We start from the raw sequence: 18,083 nt of genomic DNA on the forward strand, positions 1-18,083 counted from the left end.
GGCCTGTATTGGCCGGTGGCTACGCGGCTTTTTTGCGCTGCTTGGTCTGACCCGGCTGCTTCTTCGCGGTCTGCTGCTGAGCAGGCTGCTGCTGCACCGGATGGCGCTTGGCGGGCTGCTGCTGGGTTACCGGGCGGTGCTGTGCGGGCTGTTTCGGGGCGGACTGCCTTCGGGCTTCGGGCTCGGCGGGCTGCACCGGGGCCTCAGCTTCCTCGTCCTGCACCCGTTCATCCTGCGCGGCTTCGTACTGGGCGGTCCCGTCCTGCTCCAGCTCAATCAACGCATACATCCGGTTGCGGCGCCAGCGGCGGACCAGGTCCACACCGGCAAGGATGCCTGCCAGCGGCGTCAGGACAGCCGCGGCATAGACGAACAGCATCCACGTCAGGGTGGCCATGGGAGGTTGGTTGTTGTTCAACAGGGAGAGCCCGCCGAACATGGCGATGATCCAGAAAAGCAATACTGCCGTCAACACCGCGGCCGCGGGGAAGTACTGGTTGCGTACGATTTTCTTCAGGGTTTCCATGCATTTTCCTCCTGCCTGGCCGGGGTGCGGTGAGAGGCCGCATGAACACCAGTATGCGGCTGCAGGCCCGCGGATTCGCGCAACACGCAGGCGGTGGTGACGAACCTAACTGCGGCCCGCTCGAGAGCGGTGATCGAGCCCGTCGAGATCCAGGTTTCGCCCGGCTCAACCACCGGCGGGGGCTTCCGAGCTGCGGGCATTGCCAATACCGTGGATGACACCCGCCCTGATCTTGGAGGTCCTCATGCGCAAAGTTACGTCCGGCCTGTTCCACTCCGTTGACGGCGTGGTCTCGGACCCGTTCCTCTGACAATTCGACAGCTTCGACGACGACCTCGGCAAGGCCCTGACCCGCATGATGGAAAGCGTGGACACCGTGGTGCTTGGCCGGGTGAGCTACCAGGAATGGGCTGGGTACTGGCCCACAGCGTCGGTGGACGAGGACTTCGCCGGCTTCATCAACCCGGTGGAGAAGTTTGTGGCCTCCCGGACGCTGACGGAGCCGCTCGAGTGGCAGAACTCCCACCTTCGTGGCGGGCCTGAAGGAGCGCGACGGCGGCGAGATCGCCGTCACCGGCAGCATTTCCGTGGTGCGCCAATTGCTGTTCACCGGGCTGCTGGATGAGCTGACCCTGATCACACACCCCGTGGTGGCCGGCAGCGGCCGGAAGCTGTTCCAGGACGGCGGCCCCGTGACGCGGCTCGGCCTCAAGGGCCAGTACCGGACCACGAAGGGCAACGTCGTCAGCACCTACGGACTGCTGGGCGAATAACGGGCAAAGCGGCGGTCACCACGGCGCCGCGCTCAGGGCACTTTCTGCAGATTGGTCAGAAGATGAATAAATGTGCTGGTCGGCAACGAATTCCTGCTGCTTACCCTCCTGCCTAGTGCGGAGCACGTCCTTGACGATCTGGGTGAGGGTCAGAGCCTGCCCGGCCGTCCAGGCCAGGCCGAAACGGATCGCACCGGCCTCGGAGCGCGCCCTGGTGATGATCGATTCGATGCGGTGCTGTTCTGCGGGGTAGAGCGGAATGCCCCGGTCGGTACGGTAGGAGTCGGCGGCCGCCAGCACGCGAATGGCAAGCTCGACGCCATGCCCGGCCACGTAGACGCCGGCCAATGACTCGAGGAAACCCACAAGGTTGCCCTGTGCACCCAACTCGAATCCAGCGTCGACCGCCTCGAGGAGCAGCCGTTCCGCGGCGTCGTAGTCGCCGGCCCGCTCTGCGTTTTCGGCCAGGTTAGTCAAAACTACCCCGAGGGCCCATCGATCGCCGAGCGGTCGTACAAGCCTGACGCTCTCGCGGCTCAGGTCAAGGGCTCGCGCGTGGTCACCGGCGTAGAAGGCTAACCGCTCCAGAACAACGAATGCGGCAGCGCGAGTCCGGGGGCTGGCATGAGGTATGGCCAATGCTTCTGCAGCGAGTCGGTGGGCGGTGATAGTGTCGTTGATCTCCATCGCCTGCACTGCCAGGCACATCGTGGTCCAGGCGGCGCCTTCGTCGTTGCCAGCGCTCTGGAATGCCTCAAGCGCGCGGTGGTGAAGGTCGGCCGCCGCGTCGTTGCGACCGAGGAGCCAACACAGAGTCGCTGCTCCACTGAGTGCAGGGGCTTGGAGCGAAGGTGGAGCGTCGGGTGTGCCCGCGACCAGCTTGAGAGCGATCTCGCATTGCTCGGCCACGTCCTCGGTGAGCTCCCAGTAATGCCAGAGTTGCCCGACCATTCGAAGCGCCAGGTCCGTGGAGCCATCCGGCCCCGTTGCCCACAACAGTGCGGCGCGTAAATCCGGTGTATCAGCATTCAGCAGCCGGAAGGCGTCCACTTGCTCGCGCCCCCACAGCTGTGGGCCGACAGACTCAGCGAGGCCGAGGTAGTACTCGGCATGCCGGCGCCGAACGGCCGACCCATCGTTGAGCACCCGGAGCCGGTCACGGGCAAACTCGCGAATCGAATGCAGCATCGACACGCGGCTTTGTCCCGCGGGATCGGTATAGCGATGCAGCAGGCTATGGCGGGCTAGGGAGATGAGCAAGTCTTCAGGCATCGTTTCCGTGCCCGGAGGCTGACCACAGATGCTATTGACTGCCGCCATAGTCGGATCAGCAGCGAAGACGCCGAGCTGATCGAACAGCCGCCGCTCAGCCTTACGCAACAGTTGGTGGCTCCACTCGATCGTGGCCGTGACGGTCCGCTGGCGGTCCGGAAGGTCGCGGAAGGCTGCCGGCAGCGCGGCAAGGCTGACCTCCAAGTCGTCCAGGAGCTCAGCCTCACTGTGATCCCGCAACTGGGCGGCTGCCAGTTCGATTGCCAGCGGAAGGCCGTCCAGGCGGTGGCACAGACGGGTGAGAACAGCCGCGTTGCCGTGGTTAAGATCGAAATGCGGACGGACTGCCCGGCCACGGGCCAGGAGCAGCTTCACGGCCGGCACCTCCCGTAGCAGTGTCGGCGGGAGGGGCTGGTCAATCGGGGGCAGGGCCAACGGTGCGAGCTCATATTCGTATTCGGCGCGCAGTCCCAGTCTTCGTCGGCTGGTGGTCATAATCCGCAGGTCGGGGGCGGCGGTGAGCATGCCAAGCACCACCGGCCACGCCTCCTCCAGATGTTCGAAATTGTCCAGGACCAACAACAGCCGGCGCGAGTGTAAGAAGCGAGCCGCGACCTTCAGCGGGTCTTCTCCGGCCCGGTCCTACAAGCCGAGCGCAGCAACTATGGCGGCCGGCACTTGTTGAGTCTGGGTGAGCGGGGCGAGATTGACCCAGCCCACGCCGTCGGCCATTCGCTCACCGAGCTGGGCCGCTGCTGCCAAGGCCAACCTGGTCTTGCCGGTCCCGCCGGCGCCCGTTACGGTAACCAGCCTGCACCCCTCCGCGGCATACATTGAGCACAGCTCTCTTATTTCTGCATCGCGCCCGACCAGCGGGGTGAGTTCGGCCGGGAGGTTGTCCAGCCGTTGCCTGATCCTGCGGTGTCCGTCAGCGGCGGGGGCCGCAAGCAAGGCTTCCTGCCGAAGGACCTGGCCTTCCAGTTCCTGCAGGCGTGCACCGGGATCAATACCCAGTTCCTCGACGAAGATGCTCCGCGCTTTACGGCATGCCGCCAAAGCATCGGCCTGCCGGTCAGAGCGGTACAAGGCGAGCGCAAGTGAGGCCCACAGGCGTTCCCGGTATGGATGCCGGGACACGAGCCGCTGCAGTTCCCCCACCAAAGTGCCGTGTCGGCCCAAAGCGAGCTCGACGTCGATGAGGTCTTGGTGCGCGTCCAGCTGGGCTTCCTCCAGTGCGTCCAGGTCCGGGCGCAGAAGCTCGACGTCGGCAAGGTCCGGGAAGGCGGCCCCTTTGAAGAGCTCTACAGCCTGGCGCAGATATTCGGTGCCTCCGGCCAAATCTCCTGCCTGCACGGCCAGTTCACCGGCGGTGACGTGTTCACGGAACTGCAGGAGGTCGAGCTCGTCCTCGGTGACTGTCAGCAGGTAACCGCCCGGCCGGCTTGCCAGGCGCTGGGAAGCAATCCCCTTGGACCGGTCCGGTTGGAGCAGGCGCCGCAGGTTGGCCACGTACACCTGCAGCTGCGGGCCCGGCTGCGCGGGCGGGCGGCCGTCCCAGACGGCTTCAGTCAGGAAGTCAGTGGAGACCACCGAGTTTGCCCGCAGGGCCAGGCATTCCAGGACGATCCGCAGCTTCCCGCTGCCCACAATGACCGGCGCCCCGTCGGCAACAACTTCCAGAGGGCCCAGGGTCCTGATCCACAGTGCGCCCATCGCCAAGCACCCCTCACCGACCGGCCGCTGGCCCGGACCTGGTCGGCCCGGTACCGCGGAGCTCATCGACCAGCGAGCCCATATGCCCGCCCTGACACGAGATGGCCCCGAGGAGCCACATCAACCCCATCATGCTCCTGCGGCGGGCAGAGGGTCCAGAGTCCTCGGGGAGTCCCGTCCGCGATTAAGGACCGGTTAAGGCCCGGGAGCCACGCTTGATTCACCCACCCGATATACGTTCGAAAGGAAATCCCATGAAAACAAACAGCATTACTCGCGGACTGGCGTTGTCGGCCTTTGCAGCAGCAGCCCTTGTGGCACCCGCGCAGCCGGCCTTGGCCGACGAACCGTTAATCCTCCCGGTCGGAGTCGGATGTGCCGACTTCAACCTCGGGGTGAGTGGGACGGGAGGCAAACTTCACACCAAGGAATTCTTCGACAAGGACGGCAACATCGTTCGAATCCTCACGGCAGGCAAGGGCGTCCTCCTCACCTACACCAACTATGGAACGGACCTAGGGAATCCGGTTGCGGGCAAGTCAGTCACGTTCCGGACCGATGGATCAGTGACGTCAATCAAGGTCAACCCGGACGATACCCTGACCTACACGGCCACGGGTCATCAAGGGCTCGTCATGTTCCCAGGTGACGTGCCAGCCGGACCGTCCACCACTCAGTATGTCGGAAGGATCGTCTTCAACGTCGACCTTGTTACAGGAATATTCACGTTGGTGAGTACCAAGGGATCGGCGGTTGATGTCTGCGCCAAACTGGCCAGCTGAGGCCTAGGCCCCGTTGCGTTCAATCGCCTGGCCAATAATCCGGGCGCCCTCGGGAAAGGCGCCCGGATTTGTCCCCGAGTAGTTAAGCCGGATGAACGGGCCTGCCGGTTCGGCCGGGAACCATTCGTTTCCCCCGGCGATGATCACCCCGGCGGTTTCACAATCGCGGGTCAGCCGTTCGAGGTCGGTCCCGTCGGGCAGCCGCGCCCACAGGTTCAGGCCGCCCTTGGGCACCTGCTCGATATGCGCCTGCGGGGCGTGCTGGCGCAGGCTGGTGACCAGCAGGTCCCGGCGTGATTCGAGCTGGTGGCGGAGGCTGCGAAGGTGCGTCTGCCACCCGGGCTGCGTCACGACGTCGAGCGCTGCCGCCTGGAGCAGCCCGCTGACGTACATCGATTCGGCCGCCCGGTCCGCCAGGATGCGCTCCCGCGCCGGGCCGCGGGCGATGACCGCGGCGACGCGGATCGACGGTGACACGCTCTTGGTCAGCGAGCGCAGGTAGACCACGTGGCCGGAGTCGTCGCGGGAGGCGACGGGCACGGGGTTGGAGGTGATGCCGAAATCGTGCGCCCAGTCGTCCTCCACAAGGAACGCCCCCTTCGCGCGGACCACGTCCAGGACCTGTTCACGCCGTTCGGCAGACCACTGCGCGCCCGTGGGGTTGGCGTAGTTGGGCTGCGCGTAGAACAGCCGCGCCCCGGACTCGTCAAAGGCGCGGGCCAGCTCCGCCGGGTCCGGTCCGTCCGGTCCGCTGGGCACCGGGACAACGCGCACGCCGGCCTGCGCTGCGGCCAGGATGGCGCCCCAATAGGACGGCGATTCCATGAGCAGCGGCTGTCCGCGGCCGGCGAGCGCGCTGAAGATGGAGCTCAGCCCGCTTTGGCTTCCCGGGAGTACGACGACGTCGCTCGGGTTCGGCGGGGTGGTCCCGGCCGGTGTGGAGGCACCGAGTTCGTGCGCGAACCACGACTGCAGTTCGGGCATTCCGGCCGCGGGCGGACGGAACAAGGCAGCGTCACCGCGGGCTGCCCGGGCAATAGCGGCCCGCACCAGCCGCTCGGGCAGGAGTTCGCGGTCCGGATAGCCGGAGTGGAAGGAGATGGCATCGTTGGCCACGTTGCGCATGGTGCTGGACGCCGGGGGCGGGGGCGCCAGCGGGGAACGGAGGGCCGCCGTCTGCCAGCCGTAGTCGGAGGGACGGGCGCTCCGGACGGCGCGCACAAAGGTCCCGACGCCGGGCCGGCTCTCGATCAGTCCCTGTGCCGTGAGCGTCTGCAGCGCCTTCTGCACCGTGACGGGACTGGCCTGGTACTCGGCCACCAACGAGCGCGTGGAGGGCAGCTTCGCACCGGGCGCGGCCGAAGAAATCCATTTCTTCAGGTGCGCCACAATCCGGGAACTGCTATCGTTGTTCATGAGAGACAATAGTAGCGCTACTACACTTATTCGGCCAGTGATACCGCCCGGCCAGCCCACCGGCCTCTGGTGGGGCCTCGCCGGAGTAGCGGCCTTCTCCTTCACGGTTCCTTTCACGAAGGTGGCCGTCGAGTCCCTGTCCCCGCTGTTTATCGGGTCAGGCCGTGCAGTCGTAGCCGCCATTCTCGCCGCCTTCGCACTCGCCCTCACCCGGCAGCGGCTCCCCCGCGGCACGCAGTGGGTCCGCCTCGCCGTGGTGGCCGGCGGCATCGTCGTCGGGTTTCCCCTGCTGACCTCCTTTGCACTCACCACCACACCGGCCAGCCACGGCGCCGTCGTGATCGCCCTGTTGCCCGCCGCGACGGCAGTAGCTGCAGTTCTTCGGGGGCGCGAGCGTCCACGCCTGGCGTTCTGGCTCATCACCGGCGTGGGAGCGCTGGCGGCCATCGCCTTCGCCTCCATGCAGTCCGGCGGATTCGGGCAGCTGCACTCGGCGGACCTGCTGCTCCTGGGCGCGGTGGTGGCCGCGGCCATCGGCTACGCGGAGGGCGGCCTGCTGGCCCGCGAGCTGGGCGCCTGGCAGACGGTGTCGTGGGCGCTGGTGCTGGCGTCGCCGCTGATGCTGTTCCTGGTGGCGGTGTCCGTGGCGCAGCAGCCGCCGTCGGGCACACCGGTCCAGTGGCTGGCCTTTGCGTACCTCGGCGTGGTCAGCATGTTCCTCGGCTTCTTCGCCTGGTACAGCGGCCTGGCCATCGGCCCCATGGCGCAGGTCAGCCAGATCCAGCTTGTCCAGCCCGTGCTGAGCATCTGCTGGGCGGGCCTACTGCTCGGCGAGTCGCTGACGTGGAGCACGATCGTCGGCGGCCTGGCTGTCATCCTCTGCGCGGGCGCCGCGGTCCGGGTCCGGCTCAAGCCGGCATCCTCGCAGCCCGCCGTCCCTCACCCTGCCGAGCCTCTCGCCACAAGAACCCTCGAACCTGCAAAGGATTAGCACCATGTACACGCCAGCCCATTTCGAAGCCGGCCCCGACGCCATCCAGGAACTACTCACGAGGCCCGGCGCAGCGAACCTGGTCACCATGACGCCGGGAGGCCTGCTCGCCACGCTGCTGCCGTTTGTTTACGACCCCTCGGTGGGCGAACACGGCGCGCTGCACACGCACGTCGCCAGGAACAACCCCCAGTGGTCCGAACCGGCCATCGGGGAATCCCTCATGATCGTCCAGGGCGCGGACGCCTACATTTCGCCGTCCTGGTACGCGTCCAAGGCCGAGCACGGACGCGTTGTGCCCACGTGGAACTACTCCACGGCACACGTGTACGGCCAGCTCGTGATCCATGACGACCCGGCCTGGCTCGCCGGCCAGGTCAGGCGGCTGACCAACATCAACGAAGCAGACTTCGAGCACCCGTGGAGCGTGGATGACGCGCCGGAGCGCTATATCTCGGGCCAGCTGCGCGCCATTGTGGGCATTGAACTGGTCATCACCAGGATTGAGGCGAAGACCAAGCTGAGCCAGAACCGGTCCGCGGCGGATGTGGAAGGCGTCGTGGCCGGGCTCAGCGAACGCGGGGAGACAGAAAGCGCCGCCGACGTCGAGCGGGCACGCTGACTCGGTTCAGGCCCGGTCCAGCCCAACTAGGTAGCGCTAACTGTCGTTTTGAGGCCCCATAACGACAGTTAGCGCTACCTAGTTGGGATCCTGAACCCGGCACGCCAGAACCTAGCGGGCGACGAGCGCCTCGCTGGCCTCCCACAAACCCTGCGCCAGCTCGGCGTCGTACGCCTGGGCGTTGGCCTTGGCCAGGGCGCGCTTGGCGTAGTAGGCGCCGGAGATCCAGTCGGTGCCGGCGGTGCCGTTGCTGAGCCAGAGGAGGGTGTCGGCGCCCTGGTCCGGGGTGAGCATAAAGCGGTTGAGGAGCGTCTTGTAGGCGTGCCGCATGGGGCTGGTGGACTCTGCCGCGAAGTTGGTGCGGACCACGCCCGGGTGGAACGCCGCCGTCGTGATTCCCTGCTCGCCGAAGCGGCGGTGCAGCTCGCTGGTGAAGAGGATGTTGGCGAGTTTGGCGGTGCCGTAGGCGCGGTTGGTGGAGTAGGTGTGCTCCGATTTGAGGTCGAAGAGGTCCATTTTGCCGAAGCCGTTGGCCGCGCTGGCGGTGTTGATGACCTTGGCGTTGCTGGCGGTGAGGACGTCCATCAGCTCGGTGGTGAGCAGGAACGGCGCCAGGTGGTTGATCTGGAAGGTGGACTCGTTGCCGTCCACGGTGAGCTGGTGCTTGCCCATGATGCCGCCGGCGTTGTTGGCCAGGACGTCGATCCGCTCGTAGTCGTCCTTCAGCTGCGCGGCGAGCGTGCGGACCTGATCCAGGTCGGCGAAGTCGCTGACGAAATAGTCGGCATTGAGCTCCTTCGCGATGGCCTGCGTCTTCTCCTCGGAACGGCCGACGACGACCACCCGGTCGCCTGCCTGCGTCAGCGTCCGCGCGGCTGCCGCGCCGATGCCGTCGCTGGCGCCGGTGATCACGATGGTGCGTTGGGTCAAGGGGTGTCCTTTGGTTGAGGTGGGAACCTGGGAGGTGAGTGCGGACTCCTGCAAGCCTAGCGGTACGGAAATTCTGTCCCAGTCGACTGAGCGGGCATAAGCTGCACAAAGAATCACACCGCAACCCTGGGAGAAGCACCATGGAGATGGCCAAAGCGTCCGACGAAGCCAAGGAGCGGTTCCGCTCAGTAGTGCCGGACAACCCCGAGGTGGTCGTCAAGCCGATGTTCGGCAACCTGGGCGCCTTCGTCAACGGCAACATGTTCGCCGGACTGTTCGGTTCCACCATCGGGGTGAAGCTCTCCGACGCCGACAGGCAGGTGCTCGAAAGCACGGAGCGGACCGTCCCGTTCGGCCCGGCGGAGCGGCCGATGGGCGGCTACACCGGACTGCCGGAGGTCTGGAACGCCGAGGGCGACGGCGACGACGCGCGGGCAAGCGCCTGGCTGGAGAAGGCCTTCGAGTACGTCGCGCAGCTCCCGCCGAAAGCGCCCAAGGCGGCCAAACCGCGCAAGTAGCGGCGGACCAGGAGTACGACGACGGCGGGGCGCCCAGAATTTCTCTGGACGCCCCGCCGCCGTACTTCAGTCAGCCGTGGCTGGAATCAGAGCGCTAACCCGCCACGCCAGCGAGCAGGAAGAGGACCGCGGCGATGGCGAAGCCCATCACACCGATGAGGGTTTCCATGACGGTCCAGGTCCGCAGGGTGGTCTTGACGTCCATGCCGAAGAAGCGGCCCACCAGCCAGAAGCCGGAGTCGTTGACGTGGGAGACCACCACGGAGCCTGCTGCCACGGCAATAACCAGGGCGGCGATCTGCATGCCGGTCAGTCCGGCGGTGGCCACTGCCGGGGCGATCAGGCCAGCGGTGGTGGTCAGGGCCACGGTGGCGGAACCCTGGGCGATGCGCAGGATGGCGGCGATCAGGAAGCCGGCCAGGATCAGCGGGATGCCCAGGTTGCCCAGGACATCGGCCAGTGCGTCGCCAATGCCGGAGGCACGGAGGACGCCGCCGAACATGCCGCCGGCGCCGGTGATCAGGATGACGGAGCAGACCGGCCCCAGCGAGGATTCGAGCAGCTTCTCGATGGCGCCAGCGTCCTTGCCGCGGCGGGCGCCCAGGACAAACACGGCCACCAGTACGGCGATCAGCAGGGCCACCGGGGTTTCACCGATGGTGCGCAGGACCTGGAACCACTGCTCGCTCTTGACCGAGTCGGACAGCACGCCGGAGGACGCAAGGGTGTTCAGGCCGGTGTTGATGAAGATCAGGACGAGCGGCAGGAGCAGCAGGCCGATGATGGTGCGGAAGCGCGGCGGGTGGGACTCGGCTTCAGCGCTGGCGTGGCCCAGGATTTCCGGCACCGGGAGGACCAGCTTCTTGCCGGTCCAGAGGCCGAACAGGTAGGCGGTGACGTACCAGGTGGGGATGGCGGTGATGAGGCCGGCGATCAGGACCAGGCCGATGTTGGCATCAAAGAAGGCAGCAGCGGAGACCGGGCCAGGGTGCGGCGGGAGGAAGATGTGCATCACGGAGAACGCACCGGCGGCCGGGAGGCCGTAGCGCAGCACTCCCCCGCCCAGGCGGTGGGCCACGGCGAAGACGACGGGCAGCATGACCACCAGGCCGGCGTCGAAGAAGATGGGGAAGCCGAAGATCAGGGAGGCGAGGCCCAGGGCGAACGGGGCACGCTTTTCGCCGAACACGCCGATCAGGTAGTCGGCCAGCACCTTGGCGCCGCCGCTGGTCTCAACGATGCGGCCGAGCATGGCGCCCAGGCCCACAAGGAGGGCCACGGTGCCCAAGGTTGTGCCGAACCCGTTGATCAGCACAGGAACTACCTGGTTGGCGGGGATTCCGGTGGCGAATGCGGTGGCGAGGCTGATCACGATCAGGGCGACGAGTGCGTGCATCCGCAGCTTGATGATCAGGAACAGCAGCACAACAATCGATGCCGCGGCGATGAGCAGCAGAGGTCCTGCGCCCAGCGTTTGGGTCCATCCTTCGATGACCATGGTTCTCCTTTGAAACAGAACTAATGAAATATTGGGGGAAAATCGGGCGGGCTCAGCGGCCCGGCTCAGCAGGCGCTGAGCTCAGCTGGCGCTGAGCTCCAGGTGAGCACCCGTCGCCAGGCCCGCGGGAAGCTCGAGGCCAGCCAGAACGGCGGTGACGATCTCCTCCGGGGAATTGGAGATGTCCAGGCGTTGGCTGCCGGCGGCAAGTTCGTTGCCGGTCAGCGGTTCCAGGGTGGCCAGCTGGCTGGGCAGGAGCGTGGGCGGCATAAAGTGGCCTTCGCGGCCCTGCATGCGCTGGCCGATCAGGTCGGCCCCGCCGTCGAGGTGGATGAACAGGACCCGTCCCTGCGCGTCGGAGAGCAGCTCACGGTAGCTCTGCTTAAGGGCGGAGCAGGTGAGCACGGTGCTCTTCCCGGCAGCGGCATGGGCGGTCATCCAGCCCTGGATTTCCCGCAGCCAGGGCCAGCGGTCCCCGTCCTGCAGGGGAATGCCCTGGGTCATCGTGTCGATGTTGGACTGGGGGTGGAACTCGTCCGCTTCGGCACAGGCCCAGCCAAGCTGCTGGGAAAGAGCTGCCGCAATGGTGGACTTGCCGGAACCGGCAACGCCCATCACCACCAGGTGCGTGGCTGGATACTGCATATTTTACCTCCGAAGAAGACGCCGTTGGCTAAATGAAGAAAGCTCATTGCGCATCCCACACGGAACTGCGCCGGGAGATAAGGTATCACCATTTCTAACCATAGATACTATCTTTTGGTGTCACAAGTCATACCTTTGGGAATTTGTCGGTACGATTGGAGGGCGCACAGGCGCAGAGGAAAGCAGGAAAGATGTCGACGGCGACACCACCGGACGCGGATGACGCGCACGACGGCGGGGCCTCCCCCGCCATGCATGAACGCGTTCTCGAGGCGGTTGGCGTCGCCATCGCGGCAGGGAGCCTGCCTCCGGGCAGCCGGCTGACCCTTGAGGGCCTGCAGCGGGAGTACGGCATTTCCCGCACCGTTGCACGGGACACCATGAAGGTCCTGGAGTCCATGAACCTGGTGTATTCGCGCCGGCGGGTGGGCATCGTGGTCCAGGAGCGCAGGCTGTGGAATGTCTTCGATCCCAAGCTGGTGCGCTGGCGCCTGGGCTCTGTCCGGCGCGATATTCAGTACAGCAGCCTCACGGAGCTGCGCATCGCCGTCGAGCCCATTGCAGCCGCAGGTGCTGCCCGCCGGGCGAGCGCCGCGGAACGGGCCAAGCTGGTTGCCCTGGCTGCAGAGCTGCGGCGACTGGGTGAGGCCGGCGAACTCGAGGCGTTCCTGGCCGTCGACATCGAGTTCCACTGCCTGCTGCTCCAAAGCTGCGGCAATGAGATGTTCACCGCGTTGGAAGGCATGGTGGCCGAGGTGCTCACCAGCCGGACCCAGCAGGGCCTGATGCCCTTCAAACCGCGGAACGAAGCCTTACAGGCCCACGAGGATGTTGCTGCAGCGGTGGCCCGTGGAGACGCGGTGGGGGCGGAGACCGCCGTCCACCACATCCTGGACGAGGTCCGGAACGCGATGGGCCTGCACTGACTCTTTCGGGATGCCGCGTTAGTGAGTAGCCTGCAATTAGGGGCTCATGCAAAGGGCCCATAGCTGTCATGCAGAAGTATCTGTGAGGTGGAAGATGGCCATCACTGGACATTCACGAATGGGGACCGGCTCAACCGCTGCTCCTGCGGTAGTACCCCGGCGCAAAGGCGCCATGGTGGTCAGCTGGATCACGTCCACTGACCACAAGGTCATCGGGTACATGTACCTGATCACGTCGTTCGTCTTCTTCTGCCTGGCTGGAGTTATGGCCCTGCTGATCCGGGCCGAGCTCTTCGAACCTGGCATGCAGATCCTGCAGACCAAGGAGCAGTACAACCAGCTGTTCACGATGCACGGCACCATGATGCTGCTGATGTTCGCCACCCCGCTGTTCGCCGGCTTCGGCAATGTCATCATGCCGCTGCAGATCGGCGCCCCCGACGTCGCCTTCCCGCGACTGAACGCCCTGGCCTTCTGGTTCTTCCTCTTCGGCTCCACCATCGCCGTCTCGGGCTTCATCACCCCGCAGGGCGCTGCGGCGTTCGGCTGGTTCGCCTACGCGCCATTGAACAACACCACATTCACTCCCGGCGTCGGCGGTGACTTGTGGGTCTTCGGCCTGGCACTGTCCGGATTCGGCACCATCCTGGGCGCCGTCAACTTCATCACCACCATCATCTGCATGCGCGCCCCCGGCCTGACCATGTGGCGGATGCCCATCTTCACCTGGAACACGCTGGTCACGGCCATCCTGGTGATCATGGCCTTCCCGCCGCTCGCCGCAGCACTGTTTGCCCTGGGGGCGGACCGTAAGTTCGGTGCCCACATCTATGATCCGGAGAACGGCGGCGCGGTTCTGTGGCAGCACCTGTTCTGGTTCTTCGGACACCCCGAGGTGTACATCATTGCGCTGCCGTTCTTCGGCATTGTGTCCGAGATCTTCCCGGTCTTCAGCCGCAAGCCGATCTTCGGCTACAAGGGCCTTGTCTACGCGACCATCGCCATTGCAGCCCTGTCCATGACCGTGTGGGCACACCACATGTACGTGACCGGTTCGGTACTGCTGCCGTTCTTCGCCTTCATGACCATGCTCATCGCCGTACCTACCGGCGTGAAATTCTTCAACTGGATCGGCACCATGTGGGGCGGATCCCTCACCTTCGAAACCCCCATGCTCTGGAGCCTCGGTTTCCTCATCACGTTCCTCTTCGGCGGCCTGACCGGGATCATCCTCTCCTCCCCGCCGCTGGACTTCCACGTCTCCGATTCGTACTTTGTCGTGGCGCACTTCCACTACGTGGTGTTCGGCACCGTGGTGTTCGCGATGTTCGCAGGCTTCTACTTCTGGTGGCCAAAATTCACCGGCAAAATGCTCAACGAGCGCCTCGGAAAGATCCACTTCTGGATGCTGTTCCTGGGATTCCACGGAACCTTCCTGATCCAGCACTGGCTAGGGGTCATGGGCATGCCCCGCCGCTACGCCGACTACCTGGTGGAGGACAACTTCGCCTGGATGAACCAGTTCTCCACCATCTCGTCATACCTTCTCGGCGCCTCGATGATTCCGTTCTTCTGGAACGTCTACATCACGTGGCGCAGCTCAGAGCGCGTTGAGGTGGATGACCCGTGGGGCTTCGGCGCCTCGCTCGAATGGGCCACGTCCTGCCCGCCGCCGCGCCACAACTTCACGTCCCTGCCCCGGATCCGTTCAGAGCGTCCCGCCCTGGACCTCCACCATCCGGAGCTCAGCGTTCGCGCGCACGAAACCACGCACAGCCCGGCCGCGGCCGCCCTGGGTGCTGCGGATATCGGCGAAAAGGACGTACGCAATCCGAACCCGGACGAGTGACCGGGGATTGAGCCTGCCAACCTCCGGTGGTTGAGCCTGTAGAAACCTAAACCAAGCGGCCCACAGCCTGGACCGCCAGCAGGAACTTCACGCCGCCGTCGGTTAGCAGTGCCCTGTCAAGAGGCCCCACTTTGGGCGCCGTCAGGTGCAGGCACTCGAAGTTCAGACGCACCACGCGGTTGATGTCGCTGACCCACTCGTCCGGGATGGGATGGCCGGACCGGGTGACAAACCCGGTGGCCAGCATGGCGCATCCGCGTGTTCCGGATGCTCCGGGTCCGCGACGATCTGCAGCAGTCGCCGGTAACCGCGGGGCCCGCCGAAGGCCTCCACGGGTCCGCGGTTGGCGCCGTCGACGCACAGCAGTTCCCCGGCCGGAAGGTCCGCTGAACCAAACACCTCCACGTGATGCGTCCAGCTATCGCCAAAGTCGTACTCGTATTCCAGCGCGCTTCCCGGCTTTTGGGCATCCAGCAGTTCGGAAAGGACGACGCCGGAGCCGGCTCTGCGTCCAGATCTTCCGTGAGGTCCTGGGGACCCACAATCTCCCGCGGCTTTCCGGCGCGGTCCTCCCAGCGGATGGCGTAGAGGTGGCTGTTTTCCCAGCCGAACGCGGGAACGGAAAGTTGCATGGAGGCAGTCCTGCAGGGTGCGGCCGGGGATCCGTCATGGTGCAGGCTCAACGGACTCAACTGACTCAACCGCATAGGGTTTGGTGGCCGACCGCCGCAGCGGATGACGCAGGCGCACCTGGTACGGACCGTTCCGGAACGTGGCGCGGGGGTCCAACTGGACAAGCACGAGTGGTTCGTCGCTGGCGGAGTCCAGCCGCACCACCATGCCGTCACGCCGCCCGTCCACCCACAGCGGGGTAGCCGGCTCCACGGCGGTTTCCTTAAAACGTTCCCGATATTCCTGCCCTGCGGCCAGGAAGAGTATCCCATGGGCCAGCCCAATGACTTTCAGCGGGACCACGGCGTCAGGCGGTGGGGGTTCGGGGGTGGGCCGGGCTTGCTGGTGGTATTCCTGCGCAGCTGACGCCCTGGCTGCCTTCGCGTGCCGGTTGCATTCCGCGCACCGGGTTCGCTCCCCCACAGCGGCCAACAGGGTCACTAGCAGTCTTCTGGGGGCGTGGTCCCAGCTGTCGGCCACCACCGGACACCACGCCGCGTGATAGACCGTCCCGTATTTCATCACATAGACCTGGTCATCGCCCAGTACGGGCAGCCCCTCCCGGCGGGCGGCGGGCTCCACCGGCTTGAGCTCGCCGAGGCCTCTGGTCTCTGCCTGGGCGGGGCGGCTGCCGTTGACGAACTTGCGGATGAGCGGACTGAGTTGACGTTTTGGTATTGGCACGAAGTGCGGGCCTCTCTGTGCGGCGGGATGGACTCGATCACCCCCCTGCTTGCCCACTGACTATCTTGAAGGGGTTTCTCGCAAGTTGCCAGTCGGGCGCTTTGAAGCACATCCGGGTTAACAAAAGCAGGGCCGGTCTAATGACCGGCCCTGCTTTGAAAATGAAACCCTAAGGCCCCAGAATCTCTAAAGAATTTAGAGTGCCTGGATGTTGACGGCCTGGGGACCCTTGGGGCCCTGCTCGGTTTCGAAGGAAACCTTCTGGTTCTCTTCGAGTGAGCGGAAGCCGGAAGAGGCGATCGCGGAGTAGTGAGCGAAAACGTCCTGTGAGGAGTCATCGGGGGAAATGAAGCCGAAGCCCTTTTCAGCGTTAAACCATTTGACGGTACCAGTAGCCATTATTTTTGTCCTTCGTGAAGGTGGAGGAAAAGTCCCGACTTTCGGGTCCTCCGGTGTGGGGTGTTCAAAACCGCTACTTCAGAAAGACGCGGACTTTCGACCGCGCGTACTGCCTGAACTACCAACCGCATAAACACAACAACAGGATCAACACTACAGGAGATTTTCCGAACCATTTACCACCGGCCAACGAGACGGGTGGTTGAGCCTCCAGTATCCGGTGGTTGAGCCTGTCGAAACCCAGGCGTACCGTTCTCCCATGGGACCAATTCGGGCCATCCTTCTACCGGGCGCTGTACTCCCCGCCCAGGCCGCCTTCGGCGGACTCATCGCAGCCCTCGGGCCGGATGTCCAGGCAATCGCCAAGGATCTCGAGCTCTACGCGGACGATGGGCCGCCGGCGGACTGGAGCCTGGACACAGAGATCGACGGCGTGCTGCGCGAAGCCGATACCCGGGGATGGGAGACGTTCCATCTGGCGGGCTATTCAGGTGGCGGCGCGGCGGCGCTGGCGTTCGCTGCCAAGCACCCGGGCAGGCTGCTGAGCCTGGCGCTGCTGGAACCTGCCTGGGCCGGGAACTGGGACTGGAGCCCTGCGTACACGGAGCTCCGGAAGATGTACGAGCAGTTGGAAACCCTCCCGCCGGAGCAGTTCATGTCCGCCTTCATGAGGCTGGGAGTTAAGCCCGACGTCGTCCTTCCGCCGCCGCCGGATCCCCCGCCGCCGTGGATGGCCAACCGGCCGGCGGGTATCAGGGCGTTCCTGCGGACCTTCAAAAACTATGACCTGGAGAGGGCGCGTTTGGCTGCCTTTCGCCAGCCCGTCTACTTCGCCTTGGGCGGCCTGAGCAATCCCCATGACTACGGCGATATCGCCAGCCGGCTGTCCAGGGTCTTCTTCCCGGACTTCCATCTGGAAGTGTTCCCCAAGCGCCACCATTTCGATCCGCCACACCGGATCGAGCCCGAGCGGCTGGCTGAATTGCTCCGGCGGCACTGGGAGCGGGCGGTGGTTGAGCCTGTCGAAACCCACGGTGGTTGAGCCTTACGCTCAGACGCAGCGGTTGCTACGCTTGCTACGGAGGTAACCATGGCGACCATTCCACACCGGGAACTGCGCAACCAGAGCAGCAAAATCCTGGAGCGCGTTAAGAACGGCGAAACCATCGACGTCACAAACAACGGCGAGATAGCCGCTACATTGATTCCGCCGTCGGCGTCGCCCTTTGAGCGGTTGCTGCTGGCGGGCCAGGTCCGCCCAGCCGCCAAGGGGCCGGTCGATTTCCAGACGCTGCCGCGCGTCCCGTCAGAAGCCGGCACTGCTGAGATCCTGGCTGACCTCCGCGGGGACCGGTGATCATCTACCTGGACACGTCGGCTGTCCTCAAGCTTGTGGTCGAAGAGCCAGAATCATCCGCGGCCGCCCATTACCTCTCAACCGCGGCAGCCCAGGGCCACCAGCTGGTGGCTTCGATGCTCCTCTATACGGAACTTCATTGCGCGGCCCATCGCCGCGGATTTCCCGGCGAGCCAGTCAATACGGTCCTGGGAGCCATCAACCTGGTCGATGTTGCCCGTTCGGACCTTATGTACGCGGCGGCCCTGCCCGGCATGCTGCGAAGCGCCGACGCCATACATCTGGCCGCAGCCATCCGGCTGCAGTCCGACGTAATGGTGGCGTATGACGCCGAGCTCCGGGCTGCTGCCGTCGATGCGGGCATCAACGTCCTGTCCCCCGGCGGTTGAGTGCGCCTGGCGGTTGAGCTTGTCGAAACCCTGGATCTCGACAGGCTCGATCACCGGGCTTCCGGATCTCGACAGGCTCGATCACCGGGGACGACAAGTTCGATCACTGTCACCGTCCCCG

General features: G+C 65.3%; 20 protein-coding genes and 1 pseudogene. 10 read left to right on the forward strand and 11 right to left on the reverse strand.

From position 1 onward, the window contains the following. Positions 1-19 precede the first annotated feature (19 nt). Positions 20-526, reverse strand: coding sequence for a hypothetical protein (locus NG697_RS00285; protein ID WP_252613104.1), 507 nt, complete (start codon positions 524-526; stop codon positions 20-22). A 244-nt stretch (positions 527-770) separates the two neighbouring features. Between NG697_RS00285 and NG697_RS00290 the strand changes: the two are divergent. Then, a pseudogene (locus NG697_RS00290) lies at positions 771-1,299 on the forward strand (dihydrofolate reductase family protein). Positions 1,300-1,314: 15 nt separating this feature from the next. Here the strand turns inward: NG697_RS00290 and NG697_RS00295 are convergent. Further along, a complete protein-coding gene (locus NG697_RS00295; RefSeq protein WP_252613107.1) occupies positions 1,315-3,150 on the reverse strand; it encodes an ATP-binding protein in 1,836 nt (611 codons plus the stop codon). A 63-nt stretch (positions 3,151-3,213) separates the two neighbouring features. Beyond that, positions 3,214-4,284: an AfsR/SARP family transcriptional regulator gene (locus NG697_RS00300; RefSeq protein WP_252613111.1), complete on the reverse strand. Its 1,071-nt coding sequence runs from the start codon at positions 4,282-4,284 to the stop codon at positions 3,214-3,216. A 254-nt stretch (positions 4,285-4,538) separates the two neighbouring features. Between NG697_RS00300 and NG697_RS00305 the strand changes: the two genes are divergently transcribed. Then, positions 4,539-5,066 (forward strand): hypothetical protein, encoded by a 528-nt coding sequence (locus NG697_RS00305; protein WP_252601221.1) that lies wholly within the window; start codon positions 4,539-4,541, stop codon positions 5,064-5,066. A gap of 3 nt (positions 5,067-5,069) precedes the next feature. Here NG697_RS00305 and NG697_RS00310 read toward each other — a convergent pair whose 3' ends face one another. Continuing rightward, the gene (locus NG697_RS00310; protein WP_252607772.1) at positions 5,070-6,482 is read right to left on the reverse strand and encodes an aminotransferase-like domain-containing protein; all 1,413 of its coding nucleotides are present in this window, start codon (positions 6,480-6,482) and stop codon (positions 5,070-5,072) included. Here NG697_RS00310 and NG697_RS00315 point away from each other — a divergent pair. Next, positions 6,481-7,473 carry a DMT family transporter gene (locus tag NG697_RS00315; RefSeq protein ID WP_252613114.1) on the forward strand — a complete coding sequence of 331 codons (993 nt, stop codon included), beginning with the start codon at positions 6,481-6,483 and terminating at the stop codon, positions 7,471-7,473. The two genes, NG697_RS00310 and NG697_RS00315, sit on opposite strands and share 2 nt — an antisense overlap. A 4-nt stretch (positions 7,474-7,477) precedes the next feature. Continuing rightward, on the forward strand, positions 7,478-8,095 hold the full coding sequence (locus NG697_RS00320; protein WP_252613116.1) for an FMN-binding negative transcriptional regulator: 618 nt from the start codon (positions 7,478-7,480) through the stop codon (positions 8,093-8,095). Positions 8,096-8,206: 111 nt separating this feature from the next. Here NG697_RS00320 and NG697_RS00325 read toward each other — a convergent pair whose 3' ends face one another. After that, the gene (locus NG697_RS00325) at positions 8,207-9,025 is read right to left on the reverse strand and encodes an SDR family NAD(P)-dependent oxidoreductase (RefSeq protein WP_252613118.1); all 819 of its coding nucleotides are present in this window, start codon (positions 9,023-9,025) and stop codon (positions 8,207-8,209) included. Positions 9,026-9,165: 140 nt separating this feature from the next. Between NG697_RS00325 and NG697_RS00330 the strand changes: the two genes are divergently transcribed. Further along, positions 9,166-9,543: a TfoX/Sxy family protein gene (locus tag NG697_RS00330; protein WP_252601236.1), complete on the forward strand. Its 378-nt coding sequence runs from the start codon at positions 9,166-9,168 to the stop codon at positions 9,541-9,543. Between the two features lie 94 nt (positions 9,544-9,637). Here NG697_RS00330 and NG697_RS00335 read toward each other — a convergent pair whose 3' ends face one another. Continuing rightward, positions 9,638-11,041: a GntP family permease gene (locus tag NG697_RS00335; protein WP_252601239.1), complete on the reverse strand. Its 1,404-nt coding sequence runs from the start codon at positions 11,039-11,041 to the stop codon at positions 9,638-9,640. Between the two features lie 81 nt (positions 11,042-11,122). Next, the gene (locus NG697_RS00340) at positions 11,123-11,686 is read right to left on the reverse strand and encodes a gluconokinase (protein ID WP_252601241.1); all 564 of its coding nucleotides are present in this window, start codon (positions 11,684-11,686) and stop codon (positions 11,123-11,125) included. 191 nt (positions 11,687-11,877) lie between these two features. On the opposite strand from NG697_RS00340, the gene NG697_RS00345 reads away from it, so the two are divergent. Together NG697_RS00345 and ctaD are read left to right on the forward strand one after the other, a co-directional pair. Beyond that, positions 11,878-12,612, forward strand: coding sequence for a FadR/GntR family transcriptional regulator (locus NG697_RS00345; protein WP_252601242.1), 735 nt, complete (start codon positions 11,878-11,880; stop codon positions 12,610-12,612). A 94-nt stretch (positions 12,613-12,706) separates the two neighbouring features. Next, entirely contained in the window at positions 12,707-14,461 is a 1,755-nt protein-coding gene (gene ctaD / locus NG697_RS00350) for an aa3-type cytochrome oxidase subunit I (protein WP_374209871.1), read from the forward strand. Between the two features lie 46 nt (positions 14,462-14,507). Here ctaD and NG697_RS00355 read toward each other — a convergent pair whose 3' ends face one another. From NG697_RS00355 to NG697_RS00365, 4 genes are all read right to left on the reverse strand, one after another. Then, positions 14,508-14,708, reverse strand: a complete 201-nt coding sequence (locus NG697_RS00355) for a hypothetical protein (RefSeq protein WP_252613121.1) — start codon at positions 14,706-14,708, stop codon at positions 14,508-14,510. Beyond that, positions 14,624-15,124 (reverse strand): IS1096 element passenger TnpR family protein, encoded by a 501-nt coding sequence (locus NG697_RS21285; RefSeq protein WP_374209874.1) that lies wholly within the window; start codon positions 15,122-15,124, stop codon positions 14,624-14,626. The genes NG697_RS00355 and NG697_RS21285 overlap by 85 nt, the downstream gene beginning before the upstream one ends. Positions 15,125-15,127: 3 nt before the next feature. Next, positions 15,128-15,817, reverse strand: a complete 690-nt coding sequence (locus tag NG697_RS00360; RefSeq protein ID WP_252613123.1) for a hypothetical protein — start codon at positions 15,815-15,817, stop codon at positions 15,128-15,130. Positions 15,818-16,012: 195 nt separating this feature from the next. Then, positions 16,013-16,216: a cold-shock protein gene (locus tag NG697_RS00365; protein ID WP_024365339.1), complete on the reverse strand. Its 204-nt coding sequence runs from the start codon at positions 16,214-16,216 to the stop codon at positions 16,013-16,015. Between the two features lie 259 nt (positions 16,217-16,475). Here NG697_RS00365 and NG697_RS00370 point away from each other — a divergent pair, with 259 nt between their 5' ends. The 3 genes from NG697_RS00370 to NG697_RS00380 are packed head-to-tail and all read left to right on the forward strand — an operon-like array spanning position 16,476 to position 17,962. After that, positions 16,476-17,258, forward strand: coding sequence for an alpha/beta hydrolase (locus NG697_RS00370; RefSeq protein WP_252613126.1), 783 nt, complete (start codon positions 16,476-16,478; stop codon positions 17,256-17,258). 48 nt (positions 17,259-17,306) lie between these two features. Continuing rightward, entirely contained in the window at positions 17,307-17,573 is a 267-nt protein-coding gene (locus tag NG697_RS00375) for a type II toxin-antitoxin system Phd/YefM family antitoxin (RefSeq protein WP_141139769.1), read from the forward strand. Further along, positions 17,570-17,962: a type II toxin-antitoxin system VapC family toxin gene (locus NG697_RS00380; RefSeq protein WP_252613128.1), complete on the forward strand. Its 393-nt coding sequence runs from the start codon at positions 17,570-17,572 to the stop codon at positions 17,960-17,962. Before NG697_RS00375 ends, NG697_RS00380 begins: the two co-directional genes overlap by 4 nt. Positions 17,963-18,083 lie beyond the last annotated feature (121 nt).

This window comes from Pseudarthrobacter raffinosi, from assembly GCF_023913835.1.
In the GTDB taxonomy this organism is placed as follows: domain Bacteria; phylum Actinomycetota; class Actinomycetes; order Actinomycetales; family Micrococcaceae; genus Arthrobacter; species Arthrobacter raffinosi.

Excerpts from the sequence above, each read along its gene's own strand:
- NG697_RS00310 (WP_252607772.1), bottom strand. The coding sequence starts at position 6,482 with ATGAACAACGATAGCAGTTCCCGGATTGTGGCGCACCTGAAGAAATGG.
- NG697_RS00315 (WP_252613114.1), top strand. The coding sequence starts at position 6,481 with ATGAGAGACAATAGTAGCGCTACTACACTTATTCGGCCAGTGATACCG.
- NG697_RS00375 (WP_141139769.1), top strand. The coding sequence starts at position 17,307 with ATGGCGACCATTCCACACCGGGAACTGCGCAACCAGAGCAGCAAAATC.
- NG697_RS00330 (WP_252601236.1), top strand. The coding sequence starts at position 9,166 with ATGGAGATGGCCAAAGCGTCCGACGAAGCCAAGGAGCGGTTCCGCTCA.
- NG697_RS00340 (WP_252601241.1), bottom strand. The coding sequence starts at position 11,686 with ATGCAGTATCCAGCCACGCACCTGGTGGTGATGGGCGTTGCCGGTTCC.
- NG697_RS00355 (WP_252613121.1), bottom strand. The coding sequence starts at position 14,708 with ATGCTGGCCACCGGGTTTGTCACCCGGTCCGGCCATCCCATCCCGGAC.
- NG697_RS00300 (WP_252613111.1), bottom strand. The coding sequence starts at position 4,284 with ATGGGCGCACTGTGGATCAGGACCCTGGGCCCTCTGGAAGTTGTTGCC.
- NG697_RS00345 (WP_252601242.1), top strand. The coding sequence starts at position 11,878 with ATGTCGACGGCGACACCACCGGACGCGGATGACGCGCACGACGGCGGG.
- NG697_RS00370 (WP_252613126.1), top strand. The coding sequence starts at position 16,476 with ATGGGACCAATTCGGGCCATCCTTCTACCGGGCGCTGTACTCCCCGCC.
- NG697_RS00335 (WP_252601239.1), bottom strand. The coding sequence starts at position 11,041 with ATGGTCATCGAAGGATGGACCCAAACGCTGGGCGCAGGACCTCTGCTG.
- NG697_RS00320 (WP_252613116.1), top strand. The coding sequence starts at position 7,478 with ATGTACACGCCAGCCCATTTCGAAGCCGGCCCCGACGCCATCCAGGAA.
- NG697_RS00305 (WP_252601221.1), top strand. The coding sequence starts at position 4,539 with ATGAAAACAAACAGCATTACTCGCGGACTGGCGTTGTCGGCCTTTGCA.
- ctaD (WP_374209871.1), top strand. The coding sequence starts at position 12,707 with ATGGCCATCACTGGACATTCACGAATGGGGACCGGCTCAACCGCTGCT.
- NG697_RS00285 (WP_252613104.1), bottom strand. The coding sequence starts at position 526 with ATGGAAACCCTGAAGAAAATCGTACGCAACCAGTACTTCCCCGCGGCC.
- NG697_RS00365 (WP_024365339.1), bottom strand. The coding sequence starts at position 16,216 with ATGGCTACTGGTACCGTCAAATGGTTTAACGCTGAAAAGGGCTTCGGC.